Origin of the sequence: Pseudoxanthomonas sp. z9, from assembly GCF_006542425.1 — a bacterium.
Classification (GTDB): domain Bacteria; phylum Pseudomonadota; class Gammaproteobacteria; order Xanthomonadales; family Xanthomonadaceae; genus Pseudoxanthomonas_A.
Genome location: NZ_VFID01000013.1, coordinates 15,759 through 37,343 on the forward strand (window position 1 = coordinate 15,759; position 21,585 = coordinate 37,343).

The 21,585-nt window shown below is 69.2% G+C and carries 20 protein-coding genes, 1 other RNA gene and 1 pseudogene; 17 read left to right on the forward strand and 5 right to left on the reverse strand.

The features are described from left to right. Nucleotides 1-18: 18 nt before the first annotated feature. From FG323_RS15710 to thiL, 5 genes are all read left to right on the forward strand, one after another. On the forward strand, nt 19-630 hold the full coding sequence (locus FG323_RS15710; protein ID WP_141455669.1) for a riboflavin synthase: 612 nt from the start codon (nt 19-21) through the stop codon (nt 628-630). Beyond that, nucleotides 627-1,724 carry a 3,4-dihydroxy-2-butanone-4-phosphate synthase gene (gene ribB / locus FG323_RS15715; RefSeq protein ID WP_141455670.1) on the forward strand — a complete coding sequence of 366 codons (1,098 nt, stop codon included), beginning with the start codon at nt 627-629 and terminating at the stop codon, nt 1,722-1,724. Before FG323_RS15710 ends, ribB begins: the two co-directional genes overlap by 4 nt. Nucleotides 1,725-1,798: 74 nt before the next feature. Next, nucleotides 1,799-2,266 (forward strand): 6,7-dimethyl-8-ribityllumazine synthase, encoded by a 468-nt coding sequence (gene ribH, locus FG323_RS15720; protein WP_141455671.1) that lies wholly within the window; start codon nt 1,799-1,801, stop codon nt 2,264-2,266. Nucleotides 2,267-2,270: 4 nt separating this feature from the next. After that, nucleotides 2,271-2,750 carry a transcription antitermination factor NusB gene (nusB, locus tag FG323_RS15725; protein WP_255470214.1) on the forward strand — a complete coding sequence of 160 codons (480 nt, stop codon included), beginning with the start codon at nt 2,271-2,273 and terminating at the stop codon, nt 2,748-2,750. A gap of 46 nt (nt 2,751-2,796) precedes the next feature. Continuing rightward, nucleotides 2,797-3,735, forward strand: a complete 939-nt coding sequence (gene thiL, locus FG323_RS15730) for a thiamine-phosphate kinase (RefSeq protein ID WP_255470210.1) — start codon at nt 2,797-2,799, stop codon at nt 3,733-3,735. 40 nt (nt 3,736-3,775) lie between these two features. Here thiL and FG323_RS15735 read toward each other — a convergent pair whose 3' ends face one another. The 4 genes and pseudogenes from FG323_RS15735 to FG323_RS15750 all read right to left on the reverse strand — a co-directional run. Then, nucleotides 3,776-4,588, reverse strand: coding sequence for a hypothetical protein (locus tag FG323_RS15735; protein ID WP_141455674.1), 813 nt, complete (start codon nt 4,586-4,588; stop codon nt 3,776-3,778). Next, nucleotides 4,585-5,967 carry an FAD-linked oxidase C-terminal domain-containing protein gene (locus FG323_RS15740; protein WP_141455675.1) on the reverse strand — a complete coding sequence of 461 codons (1,383 nt, stop codon included), beginning with the start codon at nt 5,965-5,967 and terminating at the stop codon, nt 4,585-4,587. The genes FG323_RS15735 and FG323_RS15740 overlap by 4 nt, the downstream gene beginning before the upstream one ends. 34 nt (nt 5,968-6,001) lie before the next feature. Beyond that, nucleotides 6,002-6,388, reverse strand: coding sequence for a YraN family protein (locus tag FG323_RS15745; RefSeq protein ID WP_141455676.1), 387 nt, complete (start codon nt 6,386-6,388; stop codon nt 6,002-6,004). Next, nucleotides 6,378-7,652, reverse strand: a pseudogene (locus FG323_RS15750) (penicillin-binding protein activator); the annotation flags it as partial. The gene FG323_RS15745 and the pseudogene FG323_RS15750, both read right to left, overlap by 11 nt. A gap of 166 nt (nt 7,653-7,818) precedes the next feature. On the opposite strand from FG323_RS15750, the gene rsmI reads away from it, so the two are divergent. The 3 genes from rsmI (at nt 7,819) to rnpB (ending at nt 9,957) form a co-directional block, all read left to right on the forward strand. Further along, nucleotides 7,819-8,643, forward strand: a complete 825-nt coding sequence (gene rsmI / locus FG323_RS15755) for a 16S rRNA (cytidine(1402)-2'-O)-methyltransferase (protein WP_141455678.1) — start codon at nt 7,819-7,821, stop codon at nt 8,641-8,643. A gap of 75 nt (nt 8,644-8,718) precedes the next feature. Beyond that, nucleotides 8,719-9,591, forward strand: a complete 873-nt coding sequence (locus tag FG323_RS15760) for an alpha/beta hydrolase fold domain-containing protein (protein ID WP_141455679.1) — start codon at nt 8,719-8,721, stop codon at nt 9,589-9,591. Nucleotides 9,592-9,606: 15 nt separating this feature from the next. After that, nucleotides 9,607-9,957: RNase P RNA component class A (gene rnpB, locus FG323_RS15765), an RNA gene on the forward strand. Between the two features lie 684 nt (nt 9,958-10,641). Here the strand turns inward: rnpB and FG323_RS15770 are convergent. Further along, nucleotides 10,642-11,412: an NRDE family protein gene (locus FG323_RS15770; protein ID WP_141455680.1), complete on the reverse strand. Its 771-nt coding sequence runs from the start codon at nt 11,410-11,412 to the stop codon at nt 10,642-10,644. Nucleotides 11,413-11,728: 316 nt separating this feature from the next. Here FG323_RS15770 and mraZ point away from each other — a divergent pair, with 316 nt between their 5' ends. Genes mraZ through murG form a run of 9 tightly spaced genes read left to right on the forward strand, consistent with a single transcriptional unit; the run spans nt 11,729 to nt 21,574 of the window. Next, nucleotides 11,729-12,175 (forward strand): division/cell wall cluster transcriptional repressor MraZ, encoded by a 447-nt coding sequence (gene mraZ / locus FG323_RS15775; RefSeq protein ID WP_141455681.1) that lies wholly within the window; start codon nt 11,729-11,731, stop codon nt 12,173-12,175. Next, entirely contained in the window at nt 12,172-13,143 is a 972-nt protein-coding gene (gene rsmH, locus FG323_RS15780) for a 16S rRNA (cytosine(1402)-N(4))-methyltransferase RsmH (protein WP_255470211.1), read from the forward strand. Before mraZ ends, rsmH begins: the two co-directional genes overlap by 4 nt. Continuing rightward, nucleotides 13,140-13,403 (forward strand): cell division protein FtsL, encoded by a 264-nt coding sequence (ftsL, locus tag FG323_RS15785; RefSeq protein WP_141455682.1) that lies wholly within the window; start codon nt 13,140-13,142, stop codon nt 13,401-13,403. The genes rsmH and ftsL overlap by 4 nt, the downstream gene beginning before the upstream one ends. Next, complete coding sequence (locus FG323_RS15790) at nt 13,400-15,262, forward strand: penicillin-binding protein 2 (RefSeq protein WP_249888672.1); 1,863 nt, start codon at nt 13,400-13,402, stop codon at nt 15,260-15,262. Before ftsL ends, FG323_RS15790 begins: the two co-directional genes overlap by 4 nt. Beyond that, entirely contained in the window at nt 15,259-16,743 is a 1,485-nt protein-coding gene (locus tag FG323_RS15795; protein WP_141455683.1) for a UDP-N-acetylmuramoyl-L-alanyl-D-glutamate--2,6-diaminopimelate ligase, read from the forward strand. Before FG323_RS15790 ends, FG323_RS15795 begins: the two co-directional genes overlap by 4 nt. Continuing rightward, nucleotides 16,740-18,107: a UDP-N-acetylmuramoyl-tripeptide--D-alanyl-D-alanine ligase gene (gene murF, locus FG323_RS15800; protein WP_141455684.1), complete on the forward strand. Its 1,368-nt coding sequence runs from the start codon at nt 16,740-16,742 to the stop codon at nt 18,105-18,107. Before FG323_RS15795 ends, murF begins: the two co-directional genes overlap by 4 nt. After that, the gene (gene mraY, locus FG323_RS15805; protein WP_141455685.1) at nt 18,097-19,182 is read left to right on the forward strand and encodes a phospho-N-acetylmuramoyl-pentapeptide-transferase; all 1,086 of its coding nucleotides are present in this window, start codon (nt 18,097-18,099) and stop codon (nt 19,180-19,182) included. The genes murF and mraY overlap by 11 nt, the downstream gene beginning before the upstream one ends. Beyond that, the gene (gene ftsW / locus FG323_RS15810) at nt 19,182-20,492 is read left to right on the forward strand and encodes a putative lipid II flippase FtsW (RefSeq protein ID WP_141455686.1); all 1,311 of its coding nucleotides are present in this window, start codon (nt 19,182-19,184) and stop codon (nt 20,490-20,492) included. Before mraY ends, ftsW begins: the two co-directional genes overlap by 1 nt. After that, the gene (gene murG, locus FG323_RS15815; protein ID WP_141455687.1) at nt 20,489-21,574 is read left to right on the forward strand and encodes an undecaprenyldiphospho-muramoylpentapeptide beta-N-acetylglucosaminyltransferase; all 1,086 of its coding nucleotides are present in this window, start codon (nt 20,489-20,491) and stop codon (nt 21,572-21,574) included. The genes ftsW and murG overlap by 4 nt, the downstream gene beginning before the upstream one ends. The last annotated feature ends 11 nt before the right edge of the window (nt 21,575-21,585 follow it).

The window sequence follows — 21,585 nt, forward strand, 5'->3', positions numbered from 1 at the left end:
GCGCGCGGAGGTGCCCTGATGTTCACTGGCATCATCGAGGGCGTGGGCGCGCTGGCCGCGTCCGAAATCCGTGGTGGCGACGTCCGCCTGACCATCCAGGCCGGAACCCTGCCGTTCGCCAACGTGCAGCCCGGCGAAAGCATCGCGGTCAACGGCGTCTGCCTGACCGTGATCGATTTCGACGCCGGCTCGTTCCAGGCCGATGCCTCCAACGAGACCCTGGCATTGACCACCCTGGGCCGGCTCAAGCCCGGCGCGCCGGTCAACCTGGAGCGTGCGATGCGTCCGACCGATCGCCTCGGCGGCCATTTGGTCAGCGGGCACGTCGACGGCATGGGCCAGGTGCTGGACATCCGCGAGGACGCGCGCGCGCAGCGCTGGCGCTTCGCCGCGCCGTCCGCGCTGCTGCGCTACATCGCCAAGAAGGGATCGATCTGCGTCGACGGCGTCAGCCTGACCGTCAACGAGGTCGACGACGCCGGCTTCGAGGTCGCGCTGATCCCGCATACGGTTTCGCACACAGCCTTCGCGCAGACGCGGGTGGGCGACGCGGTGAACCTGGAAATCGATCTGGTCGCGCGTTACGTCGAGCGCCTGCTCGGCGCGCGTGACATGGAGGCGCAGGCATGAGTTTCGCCACCATCCCCGAACTGCTGGAAGAAATCCGCAACGGCCGCATGGTCGTCATCGTCGACGACGAGGACCGCGAGAACGAGGGCGACCTGATCATGGCGGCCGAGCTGGTCAAGCCGTCGGACATCAATTTCATGGTCACCCACGCGCGTGGCCTGGTCTGCCTGTCGCTGACCCGCGAGCGCTGCCGGCAGCTGGGGCTGCCGCCGATGGTCCAGGACAACACCTCGCCGCACCACACCAACTTCACCGTCAGCATCGAGGCGGCCGAAGGCGTCACCACCGGCATTTCCGCCTACGACCGCGCGCATACCGTGCGCACCGCCGTGCGGCCCGATGCCAAGCCGCAGGATCTGGCCCAGCCGGGCCACATCTTTCCGCTGGCCTCGCAACCCGGCGGCGTGCTCAATCGCGCCGGCCATACCGAAGCGGCCAGCGACCTGGCGCTGATGGCCGGGCTGGAACCGGCCGGCGTGCTGGTGGAGGTCCTCAATCCCGACGGCAGCATGGCCCGTCGCCCGGAACTGGAAGCCTTCGCGCGCGAGCACGGCCTGAAGATGGGTTCGATCGAGGAGTTGATCCGCTACCGGCTCAGCACCGAACACACGGTCGAGCGCGTGGACGAGCGCGACATCCAGACCGAGCACGGCCCGTTCCGCCTGTTCACCTATCGGGATCGGCTGAGCCACGGACTACATTTCGCGCTGCTGCGCGGCACCGCCGCGGCCGAAGTGCCCACGCTGGTGCGCGTGCACATGCAGAATCCGCTCGCCGACGCCCTGCACTGGCGTCGCGCCGATTTCGGTCCGGCCATCGGCGAGGTGCTGCGCCGGATCGCGGCCGAGGAGCGTGGCGCGCTGGTGCTGCTGGGCGACGCGGCGACCCCGGATGCGCTGCTGGATCGCATCCGGGAGTGCCCGGAGGCTCCCGCCAGCCGGGCGGGCGCGCTGGCCGAATGGCGCCGCAACGGCGCCGGCAGCCAGATCCTGGCGGATCTGGGCTTGGGCCGCTTGCGCGTGCTGGGCACGCCGCGCCGCCAGGTCGGCCTGGCCGGTTTCGGCCTGGACGTGGTCGAGTACGTCGAACCCTGACGCCCGCGACCTGGCCGGCCCCGGCGTGCGGGGCCGGCCCTGCTAAACTTCCCAACCCCCAAGGAAATCCGCCCATGGCCCACTACGAAGGCGATCTGCGCGCCCCCGAAGGCGCCCGCTTCGCGATCATCGCCAGCCGCTGGAACGCCCGCATCACCGACGTGCTGGTGGCCGGCGCCCGCGAAAGCCTGGCCGGCAACGGCGTGGGCGAGGACGCCATCGACGTCATCCGCGTGCCCGGCGCCTGGGAAATCCCGGTGGCCGCCGCGCGCGTGGCCGCGGGCAGCGGACACGCGGCGATCATCGCGCTGGGCTGTGTGATCCGCGGCGACACCCGCCACTACGAACACGTCGCCGACAGCTGCGCCGAGGGACTGATGCGGGTGCAACTGGACTTTGGCGTGCCGGTGCTCAACGGCGTGCTGGCGGTCGAGCGCATCGAGGACGCCGAGGCGCGCGCCGGCGGCAGTCACGGCAACAAGGGCGAGGAGGTCGCGCTCGCGGCCGTCGAGATGGCGCAACTGCTGGAACAGTTGCCGTAACCACATTCAGGCTGGAGAACCCGTGAGCCGACAGTACCGAAAAGATGGCGTCGATCCCGTGACCCGCGCGCGTGCGCGCCGTCGCGCCCTGCAGGCGCTGTACGCGTGGCAGCTGTCGGGTGGCGAGGTCGGGCAGGTGATCGCCCAGTTCGCGCACGAACAGGCGCACGAGATCGCCGATCTCGAATACTTCGAGGATCTGGTGCGCGGCGTGGTGAAGCATCGCACGCAGTTGGACGAAGCACTGGCGCCGTATCTGGATCGCACGGTGGAGGAGGTCGACCCGATCGAGCGCGCGGTGCTGCGCATCGCCGCCTACGAACTGTTGCATCGCCTCGACGTGCCGTACCGGGTGGTCCTGAACGAGGCCATCGAAACGGCCAAGCGTTTCGGCGCCGAGCACGGCCATACCTACGTCAACGGCGTGCTGGATCACGCCGCCGTGGCATGGCGTCCGGCCGAGACTTCGGCGAAAGCGCGCTGAATCCGACGTGATGCGGAGCGGATCCGCATCCCGGAATCCCCGCCCCGTGGACACCGGTGAATTCGATCTGATTGCCCACATCCGCGCGCGCGCCGGCGTGCGCGCGGATGTGGTGCTGGGCATCGGCGACGATGCGGCGCTGCTGCAGTTGCCGGCCGGCCGGCACCTGGTTGTCACCGCCGACACGCTCAACGCGGGCGTGCACTTCCCCGAAGCCACCGCGCCGCAGGACATCGGCTGGAAATCGCTGGCGGTGAACCTGTCGGATCTGGCCGCGATGGGCGCGGAACCGGCCTGGTGCACGCTGTCGCTGTCGCTGCCGGCAAGCGATCCGGCGTGGCTGGATGCGTTTCTCGATGGTTTCCTGGCGCTGGCGCGGCGGCACGGCGTCGCGCTGATCGGCGGCGATACCACCCGCGGTCCGCTGGCGATCGCGGTGACCGCGATCGGTACGGTCGAACCCGGTCGCGCGCTGCGGCGCGATGGCGCCAGGGTCGGCGATGACGTCTGGGTCAGCGGCACGCTCGGCGACGCGGCGGCCGCGCTGCATCTGTTGCCCATGCCGCCCGCCGACCTGCGCGAGCGCCTGGATCGTCCGGTACCGCGGGTGGAACTGGGCCGCCGCCTCGCCGGTCTCGCGCACGCCGCGCTGGATGTGTCCGATGGCCTGATCGCCGATCTGGGCCATATCTGTCGCGCCAGCGGGGTGGGCGCGGAGGTGGAACTGGATCGCCTGCCGGCTTCCGCCGCGTTGCATGCGTATCCGCCATCGGAGCGCTTTGCGTGGCAGGCGACTGGCGGCGACGACTACGAACTCTGCTTCACCGCCCCGGCCTTCACCCGGAACGCATTGGCCGAACTTGGCGTGTCGCTCGCTCTGCCGTTGACGCGCATCGGCCGGATCGTGGAAGGCGCAGGTGTGCTCGCCCTCGACGTCGAAGGACGTCTCTGGCCGCCGCCACGCGCCGGCTACACCCACTTCTGAACCGAGTGGATGCGGTGCTGGGCTTGCGCTGCCGCTTTTCCTATGGGGCTGGCTCGGCGGCCTCAAGCAATGGTGGCAACTCCGCCGCGCTTAACGCAATAGGGCGGATCAGTGCGTTGAGCGCGGCATTCTGTTCCAGTGGCAGGTTGTCACCCATCGGGCTGCCTGGAGGCAGCAAAGGAAAGTCCAGCCGCAGATCCGCGGCCTGCGCCGGTCGACCGGCGATTTCACGATACAGGGTGGCCGTCACGATCAGCGATGCGGACAAGGACGGATGCAGGTCGTCATCGGTGAACAGAACGAGGTCGCGATGGGCCTGCTGATAGGCCCGCAGACGGGTACCGGACAGCACGGGCGTCGCGTTGGTCATGCGTGCGACGTGACGCAATCCCCGGTCCAGATTTTCCTGCCAATCCGCATCCGGCCCCCAGGTTCCGAGCAACAAGACGCGCGCTCCGTGCGTTCTTGCGAGTTCGGCGAAGCGACGATGCGTGCGCAAACTATTGCGACAGTCGTCCTGCTCTTTCTGGGTAGGGCTGGCGATGCAGGCGAGCAGGCCCCCGCGTTCCTGCAACACGACGACATCCCAGTGTTCCCGCTCGAGTGCTTTCGTCGCCGCGCCATTTTTCCAGTGATGCACCAATTCGGCGCCTGGCATCACGTAGGTTCCCGTTTCGAGCAAAGGGCCGTCACCCTGTGCGCGCGCGAGACTGCGCAACAAGCCGGGCAGATTGTTGACGTAGATTTGACTGTTGCCAATCAGCATGACCCGCAGGATGGGGCGCTCCGGAGCCTGCGCGCCCGCCTGGGCAGCAAGGCACAACAGCATGAACAGAAGTGCGGTACGTTTCACGGCGGCAGCACCTTGCCCGGGTTGAGGATGCCGTCCGGATCCAGCGCACGCTTGATCGCATGCATCGCCGCCAGCGTCGCCGAGGTGAAGGCCTGCGGCATGAAATCTCGCTTGGCCACGCCGATGCCGTGTTCGCCGGACAGGGTGCCGCCGAGCGACAGGGTCAGTTCGAACAGGCGCGGGAGCGCCAAGCGCGCGCGCGCGGTCTGGGCCGGGTCCTGCGGGTCATAGAGGATGTTGACGTGCAGGTTGCCGTTGCCGGCATGGCCAAACGCGACGATGGGCAGTTCGAATTCCGCCGCCATCCTCTCGACTCCACCGACCAGATCCGGGATGCGCGAAACAGGCACCACGACGTCTTCGTTGATCTTGCCGTCGGCGATCGTGCGCAACGCCGGCGAGAGCGATTTGCGCGCCGCCCACAGCCGTTCGCGCGCGATTTCATCCGGGGCTTCGTCCAGCGCGATCAGCCCTTCACCGGCCGCCGCGGTGGCTACCGCTTCCAGCGCGTGCGGGAGGGTTTCCCGTTCGCCATCGACCTCGATCATCAGCAACGCGCCGGCGTCGGGAATATCGGCACCGCCGACCTCGCGTGCCAGCCGGATGCAGGCGCGATCCATGAACTCCAGCATCGCCGGCGCGACCGGCTGCGCCATCACCCGCGATACCGCCGCCGCGGCCTGGGTAACGTCGCGATAGAGCGCGCGCAGGCTGGCGCGGCACGGCGGCCTGGGCAACAGGCGCAGGGTGGCCTCCACGATCAGCCCCAGCGTGCCCTCGCTGCCGACCAGCAGATGGGTGAGGTCGTACCCGGTCGCGTCCTTGGTGGTGACGCTGCCGCAGGCGATCAGATCGCCGGTGCCGGTCACCGCCTGCAGGCCCAGCACGTTGTCGCGGCTGGTGCCGTACTTCACCGCGTGCGGGCCACCGGCGTTGCAGGCGAGGTTGCCGCCGATGGTGGAAACGTCGGCGCTGGCCGGATCCGGGGCCCAGAACAGGCCATGCGGCGCCAGCGCGGCTTGCAGTTCGCCGTTCAGCACCCCGGGCTCCACCACCGCATAGCGATCGCCGGCCTCGATGCGCAGGATCCGGTTCATCCGTTCGAACGACACCGCCACGCCACCGGCATACGGAATCGCCGCGCCGGTACTGCTGGTGCCGCTGCCGCGAGCCACGATCGGTACGCCGTGTTCGCGGCACGCCCGCACGATCGCCTCGACCTGTTCACGGGTGCGCGGCAGGGCGACCGCGTCGGCGAGGGCGAAACGGCGCGAATTGTCTTCGCCGTAGCGGCGGCGGGCGTCGGCGTCGGTCAGCCAGCCATCGCCGAGCAATTCGCCCAGCGCGGCATCCAGTGAGGCGGGAAGGGAGGGATTCACCCGCCCATTCTAAGGGAGTGGGCGGGCCTGGGATTCAGGCATCGTCGGCGCGGAAGGCGTCCGCGATCCAGTCCAGCCGCGGGGAATCCGGATCGCCGCGGGCGTCGATCACGTCGAAGCGGCAGGGCAGGTCGGCGTAGCGGGGATGGGCGGCGAGAAACCGCGAGGCGGCATGGATCAACCGGCGACGCTTGCCGGCATCGATCGAGCCGGCGCCACCGCCGAACGCATCCGAACGGCGATGACGGACCTCGACGAACACCAGCACCGCCTCGCCGCGGCGTTCATCGCACATCACCAGATCCAGTTCACCGCCGCGGTAGTTCACGTTCGCGGCCAGCGGACGCAGGCCGGCGCGGATCAGGAACCCGCGTGCGGCCTGCTCGATCCGCGCACCCTGTGCGCGGCGATCAACCGCCATCGGCGATGGGAACCACCGCGCCGCTGCGGAAGGTCGACCAGGCCGGCGAGCGCAGCACGTTGCCGAAGCCGTCCAGGCGCAGGACGCCGGTGGCGCCGCGCAGGCCCTCGTTGGTGTCGTTGGCCAGCTTTTCCAGGTATGCGGTCAGCAGCCAGGCGTCGTAGCCGAACGCGAACAGGCGCGCGGCCGGACCGCGCGCGGTCGCCAGGCGTTCGCCGGTCACGCTGGCCGGTGGCAGGCCCGGCACGCCGCGGGTGGTCCAGGCTTCGGTCGGGAACACGATGCCGTCCAGCGCCACGTCGTCCAGCACTTTGCCGGTGCCGGACAGCAGCTGCGAGGTGGCCACCCGGCTCTTGCCGCCGAGGCCGGCAAGCGCCAGTTGCGGCGCCAGCACGCGCGCGGTTGCGCCCTTCACCGCCAGGAACACCGCATCCACATTCGCCTGCGCGGCCGAGGCCAGCGCCGCCGACAGATCGCCGGGCGTGTCGCCGACGCTGAGATTGGCCGCGACCTTGCCGCCGCGCTCGCTGAAGCGTTCGGCGAACGCCTGCGCCGCGCGCCGGCCGTTGTCGTCGGCGCCGCCGATCACCAGCACGTTGCGGCGCTCGCGCTCGAGCAGGTATTCGGCGGCCATGATGCCGTCGTCTTCCGGGGTCAGCGAGAAGCCGGCCATGCCATTCGGTGGGGGGACGTTGCCGCGGTTGAGCACCAGCGTGGGCACCTTGAGCGCGGGCTCGCGAAACAGCGCGCTGACCTCGTCGCGGCCGAGCGGGCCGATCACGAAATCGGCGCCGGCGGCGACCGCGCGGCCGTAGGCGGCGATCGCGCCACCGGCGGTGCCGCTGGTGTCGAAGAACTCCACTTCCGGCCGGCGCCGGCTCTCGCCGTAATAGCCGGCCATCAGGCCGTCGCGGACCGGCTGCGCGGCGGTGGCCAGATCGCCGGACAGCGGCAGCAGCACGGCCAGCTTCACCGGCGGACGGTAGCCGTCGCGCTCGGCCGGGGGACGATTGCCGAATTGCCACTGATCGCGATCGAACGGCCGGGGCAGCGCCAGGCCGCGCCGCAGCAGGGCGCGACCGGCGAATTTGTACAACGGGTCGCCGGCCGGCAGTGCGGCCGCGTCGCGCGCCAGGGTGGCATCGTCCAGGCTCGACAGCAGCCGGTCGATCTCCCTCGCGTTGTCGCTGCGTGCCTGGCCGGTCAGGGTCGCGTCCTGCCGCGCCAGTTCCGCGGCGCGCGCGATGGCGGCCGAGGCCTGGCCCTTCGGCGTGGTCGGACCGCTGACCTGGGTGGTGGCGCAACCGGCGAACAGCACGGCCAGCAGCAGCGGGGCGAGAATCCTTGCGAAGCGCATTTCCATAGGCATCGGCGGCGACAGGACGGAGGAACCGGCTACGATTCTACCCCTGCCGAAGGATCCCCACTGAATGCCCGCCGGAACCCTGTTCATCGTCGCCACGCCCATCGGCAACCTGGCCGATCTGTCGCCCCGGGCGCTGGAGACCCTCCGCCAGGTCGCCGCCATCTGCGCCGAGGACACCCGCCGCAGCGGCCAGCTGCTGGCCCATTTCGGCATCGAGCGGCCGCTGATCGCCCTGCATGAACACAACGAGGACGCGCTGGCCGAGCGCATCGTGGCGCGCCTGCAGGCCGGCGAATCGATGGCGCTGGTCAGTGACGCGGGCACGCCGCTGGTCAGCGATCCCGGCTATCGGGTGGTGCGCGCGGCGCGCGCGGCCGGAATCCCGGTCAGTCCGGTGCCCGGCGCCTGCGCGGCGATTGCCGCGCTGAGCGTGGCGGGGTTGCCGAGCGATCGCTTCGTGTTCGAGGGATTCCTGCCGGCCAAGGCCTCGGCGCGCCGGGAGCATCTCGCGCAGCTGGCCGACGAAACCCGCACGCTGGTGTTCTACGAATCCTCCCACCGCATCGCCGAGTCGCTGGCGGACATGCGCGCGGCGTTCGGCGACGAACGCCCGGCGGTGCTGGCCCGCGAGCTGACCAAGCTGTTCGAGACCGTGCTGGACGGCAACCTGGCCGACCTGCAGCGGAAGGTCGACACCGACGACAACCAGCGCAAGGGCGAGTTCGTGGTCATCGTGCAGGGCGCCGGCGAGGATGCCGACGCGCAGATTGCCGAGGGACGCCGCGTCTACGCGCTGCTCAACGCGCACCTGCCACCGTCGGCGGCCGCCAAGTTGGCCGCGGAAATCACCGGCGCGCCGCGCAAGGCGCTGTACGGGCAGAAGGACTGAGGAAGCGTCCGCGGGACCCGGTCCTGCGCCCGCCGGGAACCTGCTAACGTGCGGTCGACTTCCGGGGAAGCCGCCATGATCAGGATCCGATCCGCGTTCGCGATGGGGGTGTTCTGCCTTGCCGCGTGGACGGCGAGCGCGGCCGAGCCGGCACCTCCAAAGCAGCATTTCGTCGACATGGAGCAGGGCCAGCGCCTGCGGCTGGATGTGTTCGAACCGCAGGCCGGACCCGTGCCACGCGCGGCCATCGTGCTGTTCCATGGCGGTGGCTGGTCCGTGGGCGAGGCGTCCTGGATCCATCCCACCGCGCGCCTGCTGGTGGAGCAGGGCATGGTCGCCGTCTCGGTGGAGTACCGGCTCTCGGATCAGAAGACGGTTACGCCGTTCGACGCGGTGGCGGATGCGCGCGCGGCGATCCGCTGGGTCCGCGCCAATGCCGAGGCGTTGGGCGTGGACCCGGCGCGAGTGGCGGCGGGAGGCATTTCCGCGGGCGGCCACCTGGCGGCATCGACGGCCGTGTTCGACGAGCCGGGAAGCGCGCCGCCGTCCGCGCGCCCGGATCTGCTGGTGCTGTGGTCACCGGCCGTGACGGTGGCAAACGATGGCTGGTTCACCCGGCTCAGTGGCGGTCCCGCGCAGGCGGCGGCGCTGTCGCCGGATCGGCATGTCCGTGCCGGGCTGCCGCCGGCGATCCTGCTGCAGGGTGCGGAGGACAGCGTCACGCCGGCCGCGGGCGCGACCCGCTTCTGCGAGCGCATGCGGCAAGCCGGAAACGTTTGCGAACTGGTGATCTATCCGGGCGTGGGGCACTTGTTCACCCGCAACCTGCAACAGCAGGAAGAACCCGATTACAAGGCGATCGACATGGAGATCGACGCCAATGCCGATCGCAAGGCGATCGCGTTCCTGCAACAGCACGGGTTCATCACCAAACCGCGCGCGCCGTGAGACAATGCGCGCGGCGGAGCCGGCCAGACAGTCGCGTCATGCGCAAGCATGCCGAGGAAAGTCCGGGCTCCACAGGGCACGGTGCCAGGTAACGCCTGGGCGGCGCGAGCTGACGGAAAGTGCAACAGAAAGATACCGCCGAACGGCTCTCCGGAGTGCGTGGCAAGGGTGAAATGGTGCGGTAAGAGCGCACCGCGAGTCCGGCAACGGACCGGCACGGCAAACCCCACCGGGAGCAAGACCAAATAGGGAGGCTATGCCGCGGCCCGCGGTGCCTCCGGGTAGGTTGCTTGAGCGTAGCGGTGACGCTGCGCCTAGAGGAATGACTGTCCAAGACAGAACCCGGCTTATCGGCCGGCTCCGCCTCATGTTTACTGGGCTTGTGCCCAGTAAACCCCGAAGTTCGCTAGGCGAACTTCGGGCCCCGATGCGCACTTCCATACCCCCGTCGTTCGCGCCGCTGGCGCGAACTCGCCCCCAGACTCAGGGGGCTTTGTGCTTTCGGACAGGTCGAGTCGCGTGACGGGTTTGTCGTGCCAGTAAACCCCAAAGTTCGCAGCGCGAACTTCGGGCCCCGATGCGCACTTCCATACCCCCGTCGTTCGCGCCGTTGGCGCGAACTCGCCCCCTGATTCAGGGGGCTTTGTGCTTTCGGACAGGTCGAGCCGCGTGACGGGTTGTCGTGCCAGTAAACCCCAAAGTTCGCAGCGCGAACTTCGGGCCCCGATGCGCACTTCCATACCCCCGTCGTTCGCGCCGCTGGCGCGAACTCGCCCCCTGATTCAGGGGGCTTTGTGCTTTCGGACAGGTCGAGCCGCGTGACGGGTTTGTCGTGCCAGTAAACGCCGAAGTTCGCTAGGCGAACTTCGGGCCCCGATACGCACTTCCATACCCCCGTCGTTCGCGCCGCTGGCGCGAACTCGCCCCCTGACTCAGGGGGCTTTTGCGTTCTGATGGATCAGGCTTGTGTGTTCGTGAGCGGGTTCGGCGCCATCGCGAAGAGCGGAGCTTGCTCCGCTGCTCCTTGGGCGGCCGGATGCGGCATCCCCCTTACGGCGGCATCCGGTTGGAGAGGGTGGTTTCGCCCAGCAGGTGGCCATCGGGGCCGAAGCGGCGTTCGCTGATCCAGCCGTGGCCCTGGTGGTCGATGGCGATGAGGGTGCTGGCCCGGGTGCCATAGATCGGGTTGCGGATGAAGGCGGCCGACAGCAGGCGTTCGCGTTCCAGGCCGACGCCGGTGTCGGGCAGTTCCGGGTCGGGGGCGAGGCGTTCGTCGGCCAGGCCGCGCCAGAGCAGGTCCACGTCTTCCGTCTCGCGTGACACCCAGTCGGACATCACCTGCATCAGCCGCAGGGTCTTGGGCCAGGGCTCGTCGAGGTCGCCGTTGGATAGCCCGTGCACGCCGTCGGCCAGGAGCATTCGACGTGGATGCGGGTAGTTGCTGACGTATTCGCAGACATTGGCATCGGCAACCAGCAGATTGAAAGGGGCATAGGCGTCTGCCGCCGACCCGGTCGCGCCCGCGTATGCGGACGCGGACAGGCCGCTGCCGAGGAAATCCGCCGCCAGCGCGCCCCGCGACGGGGCCTGCGGGACGACGATGCGGGGATCCCGGACGTTGGTCACCACCGTCATCCGCCCCGAGACATCCAACCCCGCCCAGGTACCGCCGGACCGCAGATCGCGTCCGGCCAGAACTTCCGGCCGGTCTGACCAGCGCGCCAGCGGGGCGGTCGGACGCTCGTGCGCCTCGTCGCGGTTGCCGGCCATGACCAGGCGCCAGCGGGGATGAATGTTCCAGGCGATGGCGAGCAGGCACATGCCCGCATTCTGGCCCCTTGCGCGCCTCGTCGTCAGTAGTCGCAATCCACGGCGAGACTGAGATCACGTCGTGCTCACGTCGGTGAATCTGACCCGAATCTCAAAATCTGAGACGAAACAGCAACTTGTGGATAAGGCTTGAACAAGTCTCTGAAGTTTGCTGCAAGCCCTTGATACATCAAGCGATTTTTTGTCGATCTGCCTGTTGACAACCCTGTGCGCGGTGCTAATGTGGGCATCCGAGGGAAAACCGGGTTTTTAGTGGGTTTTCGTGGTTCAATTACCGCCTTCGTGCGGACGGGCAAGGGCAGGATTCGTGTTTCAGGGTGAGACCGCCATCACGGTTGACGACAAGGGACGGCTAGCGGTGCCCACCGCTTACCGCGACCTCGTCGCGCGCGAGTGCGGCAACCGGCTGGTCATCACTTACAACCCGTTCGAGGCCGGCAGCCTGTACCTGTACCCCGAACACGAATGGCAGCGGGTCCGGGACGAGGTCAGCAAGCTGCCGAGCACCCAGCGCGCCCATCGCAGCCTGCAGCTGAAGCTGATCGGTGCCGCCTCGGTGGTGGAACTCGACGGCAATGGCCGCATCAGCATCCCGGCAAGCCACCGCAGCGCGGTCGGCATCGAGAAAAAGGCGGTGCTGCTGGGCATGGGCGACAAGTTCGAATTGTGGAGCGAGCAGGCACACCACGCGCAGATCCGCCAGACCATCGGCGACGAGGATCTCAGCGCGCACATGCTCGAGTTGCGCTTGTGAGGACCGGTGACGGCACGCGGCAGTCCGCGCAGGCCGGTCACCTTTCAGCGCTGCACTTGCCGGTGTTGTACACGCAGGTCATGGAAGGGCTGCAGGTGAAACGGGACGGGACGTATCTGGACGGCACGTTCGGGCGTGGAGGACACGCGCGCGGAGTGCTGGAACGACTGGGGCCGGGAGGTCGGCTGCTGCTGATGGACAAGGATCCCGAAGCGATCGCGCATGCCGAACGTACGTTCGCGGACGATGCGCGCGTCGCGATCCGCCGCGGCAGCTTCGCCGGCATGGCGGAGTGGGACGCCACCGCCGCCGGCCTGGACGGCGTGCTGCTGGATCTCGGGGTCTCGTCCCCGCAACTGGACGTGGCCGAGCGCGGCTTCAGTTTCGGCAAGGACGGCCCGCTGGACATGCGCATGGATCCCGAATCCGGCGAGAGCGCCGCGGAGTGGCTGGCGCGCGCCGACGAGCGCGAAATCGCCGACGTGCTGTGGACCTACGGCGAGGAGCGCATGAGCCGGCGGATCGCCCGCGCGATCGTCGCGCGCCGCGCGTCGCAGCCGTTCGTCCGCACCGCGGACCTGGCCGAGGTCATCGCCTCGGCGATGCCGCGCGGCAAGCAGGACATCCATCCGGCCACCCGCAGCTTCCAGGCCATCCGCATCCACATCAACCGCGAACTGGCCGACCTGGAAGCCGGCCTCGACGCCGCGCTGGCGCGCCTGAAGACCGGCGGCCGGCTGGCCGTGATCAGCTTTCATTCGCTGGAAGACCGCATCGTCAAGCGGTTCATCGCCGCGCACGCCAAGGCGCCGCCGGCCAACCGCCGGCTGCCGGTGCAGGAAGCGTTCGTGCCGACCCTGCGCATGATCGGCGATGCGCAGAAGGGCACGGCCGAGGAAATCGCCGGCAATCCGCGCGCCCGCAGCGCGGTGCTGCGCGTGGCCGAGAAGCTGGAGGCCGCCGCATGATGCGCTTTTTGATCGCGGTGCTGCTGGTGGCGAACGTGGCTTCGGCCATCGGCGTGATCTATGCGCGCCACCGCCATCGCCAGTTGTTCGTCGAACTGTCGCGGCTGGAACGCTCGCGCGACGAACTGAACGTCGAATTCGGCCGGCTCCAGCTGGAGCAGGCCACCGTCGCCGAAAGCACGCGCATCGACCAGATTGCGCGGGTGCGCCTGGGCATGAAGTTCCCCGAGACCAATGACGTCGTGGTGGTGCGCCCGTGAACTCGCGCAGCACGCCGCCGCTGAAGAACCGCAACCGCGCCCGCTTCAACCTGCGCGGGCGGTTGGCGCTGGTCATCGGCGCGCTGGGCCTGTGCTCGGTGAGCCTGATCGGCCGCGCCGCCTACGTGCAGCTGATCAACAACGACTTCTATCAGCGCCAGGGCGACTCGCGCTTCCTGCGCGAGATTCCGATCCCGACCTCGCGCGGCATGATCACCGATCGCAACGGCGAGCCGGTGGCGGTGTCCTCGCCGGTGGAATCGGTATGGGCCAACCCGCGCGAACTGCTGAAGACGCCGGATCGCCTGCCGGAGCTGGCGCAGGCGCTGGGCGTGCCGCTGGAACACCTGACCAACCGCCTGTCGCAGCGCGCCGACAAGGAGTTCGTCTACCTCAAGCGCCGGATCAATCCGGACGAGGCGCATCGCATCCTGGCGCACAAGATCCCGGGGGTGTTCTCGCAGCGCGAGTTCCGTCGTTTCTACCCGCAGGGTGAAGCGATGGCGCACGTGCTGGGCTTCACCAACATCGACGATCGCGGCCAGGAAGGACTGGAACTGGCGTTCGACGAGTGGCTGCGCGGCAAGCCCGGCGCCAAGAAGGTGATTCGTGACAACCGCGGCCGCATCGTCGAGAACGTCGATCTGGTGCGCTCGGCGGAGCCGGGCAAGGACCTGACCCTCAGCATCGACCGTCGCATCCAGTTCCTGGCATTCCGCGAACTGCGCAACGCGCTGATCGAACACCAGGCCAGCAGCGGCTCGATGGTGATCATGGACGTGGCCACCGGTGAAGTGGTGGCGATGGTGAGCCTGCCGACCTACAACCCCAACGCGGTCGGCCAGGCCGGCGCCGAGACGCGCCGCAACCGCGCGGTGACCGATATCGTCGAACCGGGTTCGACGATGAAGCCGATCACCGTCTCGGCCGCGCTGAAGGCGGGCGCGGTGACGCCGTCCACCCTGATCAACACCTCGCCGGGCTACATGTCGCTGGGCCGTTACACCATCCGCGATGTGCCCCGCAACAACGGCGTGCTGACAGTCACCGGCATCATCACCAAGAGCTCCAACATCGGCTCGGTGAAGCTGGCCGAGAAGCTGCCCAACGACTACTTCTACTCGGTGGTGCGCAGCTTCGGCTATGGCAGCGCGCCCGGCAGCGGCTTCCCCGGCGAAGGCGTCGGCATCCTCGCGCCGCCGGCGCGCTGGAACGGCCTGCAGAAGGCCACCATGTCCTATGGCTACGGCCTGTCGGTGACGCCGCTGCAGATCGCGCGCGCCTACGCGGCGCTGGGCAATGGCGGCCGGCTGGTGACCCCGACCTTCGTCAAGGGCGAACATCACGACGCGCCGCAGGTGCTGGATCCGGCCATCGCCCGCGAGGTCGTGGGCATGATGGAAACCGTGGTGACCCAGGGCGGCGCCAAGCGCGCCGGCGTGCTGGGCTATCGCGTCGCCGGCAAGACCGGCACCGCGCGCCTGGCCTCGGGCGGCGGCTACGCGCGCGGCCGCTACGCCTCGCTGTTCGCCGGCCTGGTGCCGGCGAGCAATCCGCGCTTCGCCGCGGTCGTGGTGATCAGCGATTCGCAGGAAGGCGGTTACTACGGTGGCCTGGTCGCCGCGCCGGTGTTCCACAACGTGATGGATGGCGCGCTGCGCCTGATGGACGTGCCGCCGGATGACATCGAGACCTGGCTGGCCGTGCAGGCCAAGGCCGAAGCGAAGCTGGGTGGCAACAAGCCGGCGGCGCCCGCGGCGATGCCCGCGAGCCTGGACGACGCCACCGACATGACCGATTCGCCCACCTTCGACGCCCCGGCACCGGTGGCCGTGCAGGGCACGGGAGGCGTGCGATGAGGCGCATGATGGCGCTGGCGGAATTGCTGCCCGACGTGGACGTGCCGCGCGACATCGTGGTGCGCGGGTTGGTCCAGGACAGCCGCACGATCGAGCCGGGCGACGCCTTCGTGGCGATCGCCGGTTTCGGCGCGCACGGGCTCAACTTCGTCGAGCAGGCCAGGCAGAAGGGCGCCAGCGCGATCCTGTACGAACCCCCGGCACCGCCCGGCATGGACGTACCGCGCGACGCCATCGCCGTGCCCGGCCTGCGCGCGCGCATGGGCACGATGGCCGATCGCTTCCACGCCTTCCCGTCGCGCGACATGAAGCTGGTCGGCGTCACCGGCACCAACGGCAAGACCTCCACGGTGCAGTTGCTGGCGCAGGCCTGGCATATCCGTGGCACCCGCTGCGGCAGCATCGGTACGCTGGGCGCGGGCATGTACGGCGAAGTCGTGCCGACCGGCTTCACCACCCCGCTGGTGCTGCAGATGCACGCGCTGCTGGCGCAGCTGCGCGATGCCGGCGCCAAGGCGGTGGCGATGGAAGTCAGCTCGCACGCGCTGGACCAGGGCCGCGTGGACGGCGTGCATTTCGACGTCGGCGTATTCACCAACCTCACCCGCGATCACCTCGATTACCACGGCGACATGGCGACCTACGGCGCGGCCAAGGCGCGCCTGTTCGCCTGGCCCGAGCTCAAGGCGGCGGTGATCAACCTCGACGACGAGTACGGCCGCGTGCTGTATCCGCACCTGCCCGGCGCGGTGCAGGGCGTGGGCGTCAGCTCGCGCGGACAGGAGGCGGCCACCCTGCGCGCGGACGCATTGCGTCTGGACGCCAGCGGCATCGCGTTCGATCTGGCCACGGGTGGCGAGTCCCATCCGGTGCAGTCGCGCCTGCTCGGCCGTTTCAACGTGGACAACCTGCTGGCGGTGGCCGGCGTGCTGTACGCACTGGGCGAGGCGCCGCAGGAAATCGCCCGCACCCTGTCGCGGCTGCAGCCGATCCACGGGCGCATGAACCGCTTGGGTGGCAGCATCGACGAACAGGGCCGTCGGTTGCCGTTGATCGTGATCGACTACGCGCACACGCCCGACGCGCTGGAACAGGCGCTGTCGAGCCTGCGCGACCACGCCGGGGGCCGGCTGATCTGCGTATTCGGCTGCGGTGGCGAGCGCGATGCGGGCAAGCGTCCGCAGATGGCCGGCGCCGCCGAGCGGCTGGCCGATCGCGTGATCGTCACCGACGACAATCCCCGGGGCGAGGACGGCGATCGCATCGTCGCCGACATCATGGTCGGATTCACCCGGCCGGACGCCGTCACCGTGCTGCGTGATCGCCGCCAGGCAATCGAGCGCGCGGTCGGCGAGGCCGGCGAGAACGACATCGTGCTGATCGCCGGCAAGGGCCATGAGCCGTACCAGGAAATCAATGGCGTGAAGCATCCGTTCGACGACACCGCGGTGGCCCGCCAGGCATTGGAGGCGCGCGCATGAAGCGGCTGCCGCTCTCGCTGCTCGCGCACTGGGCCGGTGGCGAACTCCACGGCGAGGACGCCGTGGTGGACGCGATGACCCAGGACACCCGCGCCCTGCAGCCGGGCAGCCTGTACGTGGCCCTGCGCGGCGAGCGTTTCGACGGACACGACTTCGCCTACGACGCGGCCATGCGTGGCGCCGCCGCGGTGCTGGTGGAGCACACCGTCAACGTCGAGCTGCCGCAGATCGTGGTGCCCGACAGCCAGCTCGCATTGGCCCGGATCGCCGCCGGCATCCACCAGGATCAGTCTGGCCGCGTGATTGCCATCACCGGCAGCAACGGCAAGACCTCGGTCAAGACGCTGGTGGTGGCGATCCTGCAGCGCGCCGGCGTGACCTATTTCAACCCGGGCAACCGCAACAACGAGATCGGCCTGCCGCTGGCGGTCATCGATGCGCCCGACGACGCCGACTTCGCGGTCTACGAAATGGGCGCCGGCCAGCCGGGCGACATCGCCTACCTGACCGACATCGTCGCTCCCGACGTGGCGCTGGTGAACAACGTCGCCGCCGCGCACCTGGAGCGGATGGGGTCGCTGCTGGGCGTGGCCGAGACCAAGGGCGCGATCTACGACGCCCTGCCGGCGTCGGGCACCGCCGTGATCAACGCTGACGATGCCTTCGCCGAATACTTCGCCGAGCGGGTCGCCGATCGCCGGATCCTGCGCTTCGGCCTGGAGGCCAGCGCCGACGTGACCGCGCGCGACGTCCGCACCAATGCGAGCGGTTCGGGTTTCACGCTGGTCGCGCCGCAGGGTGAAGTGGCGGTCGAACTGCACCTGCCCGGACGCCACAACGTGCTCAACGCCTTGGCCGCCGCTTCGCTGGCGCTGGCCTGCGACGTGTCGCTGGCGACGATCGCCGAGGGCCTGGGCGCGGCGCAGCCGGTCGCGGGTCGCCAGGTCGCGCGCACGCTGGGCAATGGCGCCGTGCTGATCGACGACAGCTACAACGCCAACCCGGGTTCGCTGGCCGCCGCCATCGATGCGCTGGCCGCCGGCGAGGGCGAAGCCTGGCTGGTATTGGGCGACATGCGCGAGCTCGGCGCCGACGCCGAGACGCTGCACGCCGATGCCGGTCGCCGCGCGCGTACCGCCGGCATCCGTCGTCTCTACACATTGGGTCCGCTCAGCCAGCACGCCGCGCAGGCGTTCGGCGAGGGCGCCCTGCATTTCGAAACACACAAGACCCTGGCCGATGCGCTGCGCGCCGATCTGCATGCCGGTGTGCGCTGCCTGGTGAAGGGGTCGCGCGGCAGCGCCATGGACAAGATCGTCGCGGCGCTGCTGGCCGAAGGGGAGGGGAAATCGCATGTTGCTTGAGCTCGCACGCTGGCTGCAGAGCCTGGAGAATTTCTTCGGGCTGTTCGGCTATCTGACCTTCCGCGGCATCCTCGCCGCGCTGACCGCGCTGTTCCTGTCGCTGTGGTGGGGGCCGGCGGTGATCCGCCGCCTGGCGCAGTTCAAGGGCGGCCAGCCGATCCGCCAGGACGGTCCGCAGACGCATTTCTCCAAGGCCGGCACGCCGACCATGGGCGGTGGCCTGATCCTGATGACCGTGCTGGCGGCGGTGCTGCTGTGGGGCGACCTGCGCAACAAGTACGTGTGGACGGTGGTGCTGGTGATGCTGGCGTTCGGCGCCATCGGCTGGTACGACGACTGGATCAAGATCGTCAAGCGCGATCCCAACGGCCTGAAGTCGCGCTGGAAGTACCTGCTGCAGTCGATTTTCGGCCTGGCCGCCGGCCTGTACCTGTACCTGTACGCCGACGTGCCGGCGGCAACGACCTTCTACGTGCCGTTCTTCAAGTCGATCGCGCTGCCGCTGGCCGGCATCGGCTTCGTCGCCATCGCCTATTTCTGGATCGTCGGTTTCTCGAACGCGGTCAACCTGACCGACGGCCTGGACGGCCTGGCGATCATGCCGACCGTGCTGGTCGCCTGCGCGCTGGGCATCTTCGCCTACGCCTCGGGCAACGCGGTGTTCTCCAACTATCTGCAGATCCCGCAGGTCCCGGGCGCCGGCGAGCTGGTGATCATCTGCGCGGCCATCGCCGGCGCGGGCCTGGGCTTCCTGTGGTTCAACACCTATCCGGCGATGGTGTTCATGGGCGACATCGGAGCGCTGGCGCTGGGCGCCGTGCTGGGCACCATCGCGGTGATCGTGCGCCAGGAACTGGTGCTGGTGATCATGGGCGGCATCTTCGTCATCGAGACGCTCTCGGTGATGATCCAGGTCGCCTCGTTCAAGCTGACCGGCAAGCGCGTGTTCCGGATGGCGCCGATCCACCACCACTTCGAACTGAAGGGATGGCCGGAGCCGCGCGTGATCGTGCGCTTCTGGATCATCTCGGTGGTGCTGGTCCTGGTCGGACTGGCCACGTTGAAGGTGCGCTGATGAACGACCGCGCCCGCCAGGCGACACGACTGGAGGCCATCGGTGGCCGCTATGACCCGTGGCTGCTGGGCGCGGCGCTGGCGCTCGCCTCGCTGGGCGTGGTGATGGTCGCGTCGAGCTCGATCTCGCAGACCGCCACGCCGTTCTACTACCTGGTGCGCCACCTGATGTTCCTGGCCGGCGGCCTGGGCCTGGCGATCTGGGCGATGCGCACCGAACTGAAGACCGTCGAGCACTACAACCAGCTGCTGCTGCTGGGCTGCGTCGGCCTGCTGCTGCTGGTGTTCGTGCCCGGACTGGGCGTGAGCGTGAAGGGCGCGCACCGCTGGATCAACCTGGGCGTGTCCAACTTCCAGGTGGTCGAGGCGGTCAAGGTGTTCTTCATCGTCTGGCTGGCCAGTTACCTGGTGCGGTTCCGCGACGAAGTCAACGCGACCTGGATCGCGATGCTCAAGCCGCTGGGCGTGGTGGTGGTGCTGGTGGCCCTGCTGCTGATGCAGCCGGACTTCGGGTCGTCCTCGCTGCTGCTGGCGATCACCGCCGGCATGCTGGTGCTGGGCGGCGTCAACATGCCGCGCATGTTCGGACCGGTGCTGGTCGGCCTGCCGGTGCTGGCGGTAATCGCCATCGCCGAGCCCTATCGCATGCGCCGCCTGACCTCGTTCGCCGATCCGTGGGCGGATCCGTTCGGCTCCGGCTACCAGCTGACCAATGCGCTGATGGCGATCGGCCGAGGCGAATGGTCCGGCATCGGCCTGGGTGGTTCGGTGCTGAAGCTGAACTACCTGCCGGAAGTGCACACCGACTTCATCTTCTCCGTCATCGGCGAGGAACTCGGCTTCGCCGGCATCTGCCTGGTCATCGGCCTGTACGCGCTGCTGGTCGGCCGCGCGTTCTGGGTGGGCCTGCGCTGCGTCGAGATGCGCCGCCACTTCGCCGGCTACTGCGCGTTCGGCATCGCCCTGTGGATCGGCCTGCAGAGCTTCGTTTCGATGGGCGTGAACCTGGGCCTGCTGCCGACCAAGGGATTGACCCTGCCGCTGATCTCCTCCGGCGGCTCCAGCGTGCTGATGACCTGCGCGGCGATGGGCCTGCTGCTGCGGGTGTCCTACGAACTGGATCGCGCCCAGCGGCAGGTCGCGCTGCGTGGCGAACTACAGGCGGGCGTGGACACGGCACCGCCCGTTTCCGATTCCCCTGCGGCCGCCCCGGCGGCGCCTGCACCCGCCGCGACGCCCGCGCCGGCGGCCGTGCGCGGCACCAGCCGCCTGCGCCAGCGCATCGAACCCATTTTCGGGAGGACCGCATGACCGCGTCGGTCCAGCCCGTGATGATCCTCGCCGGCGGTACCGGCGGGCATATCTTCCCCGCGCTGGCGGTGGCGAAGGTGTTGCGCGCGCGTGGCGTGCCGGTGACCTGGCTGGGTGCCGACGGCGCGATGGAAACCCGGCTGGTGCCGCCGCACGGCATTCCGCTGGATACGCTTCCGATCTCCGCCCTGCGCGGCAAGGGCAAGCTGGCGCTGTTGGGCGCCCCGCTGCGCGTGGGTCGTGCGATTGCCCGCGCGATGGGCCTGCTGCGCGCGCGCCGTCCGCGCGCGGTGGTCAGCTTCGGCGGTTTCGCCGCCGGTCCCGGCGGCATGGCCGCGCGGCTGTCCGGCAAGCCCCTGCTGGTGCACGAACAGAATCGCGCGCCCGGTTTCACCAATCGCGTGCTGGCGCGCTTCTCGCGCCGCGTGCTGACCGGTTTCCCGGGCAGCTTCGCCCATGGCGAGGAATACGTCGGCAATCCGGTGCGCGAAGAGATCGCCGCCATCGCACCGCCCGCGCAGCGCATGGGCGGGCGCGAAGGGCCCCTGCGCCTGCTGGTGCTGGGCGGCAGCCAAGGCGCGCGCGCGCTCAACCAGTCGGTGCCGCGCGCGGTGGCGATGCTGGGCGCGGAAATGCCGGTCGAGATTCGCCACCAGTGCGGCGAGAAGCTGCGCGAGGAAGCGGTCAAGGCCTATACCGATGCCGGCGTGCCGGCCAGCGTGGAAGCCTTCATCACCGACATGGCCGCCGCCTATGGCTGGGCGGACCTGGTGGTGTGCCGCGCCGGCGCGTCCACCCTGGCCGAAGTCTGCGCGGTGGGCGTGGGCAGCGTGCTGGTGCCGTTCCCGCAGGCGGTGGATGACCACCAGACCCGCAACGCCGAATTCCTGGTCGAGCGCGACGCCGCGATCCTGCTGAAGCAGGACGCCTATCTGGCCGAGCGCCTGCATGGCGTGCTGAGCGATCTCGCCCAGCACCCGGACAAAAGAAAAGCCATGGCCGAGGCCGCGCGCGGCCTGGCCAAGACCGATGCGGCCGACCGCATCGCCGACATCATTCTGGAGGAAAGCCGTGATTCGTGATTGGGCAATGG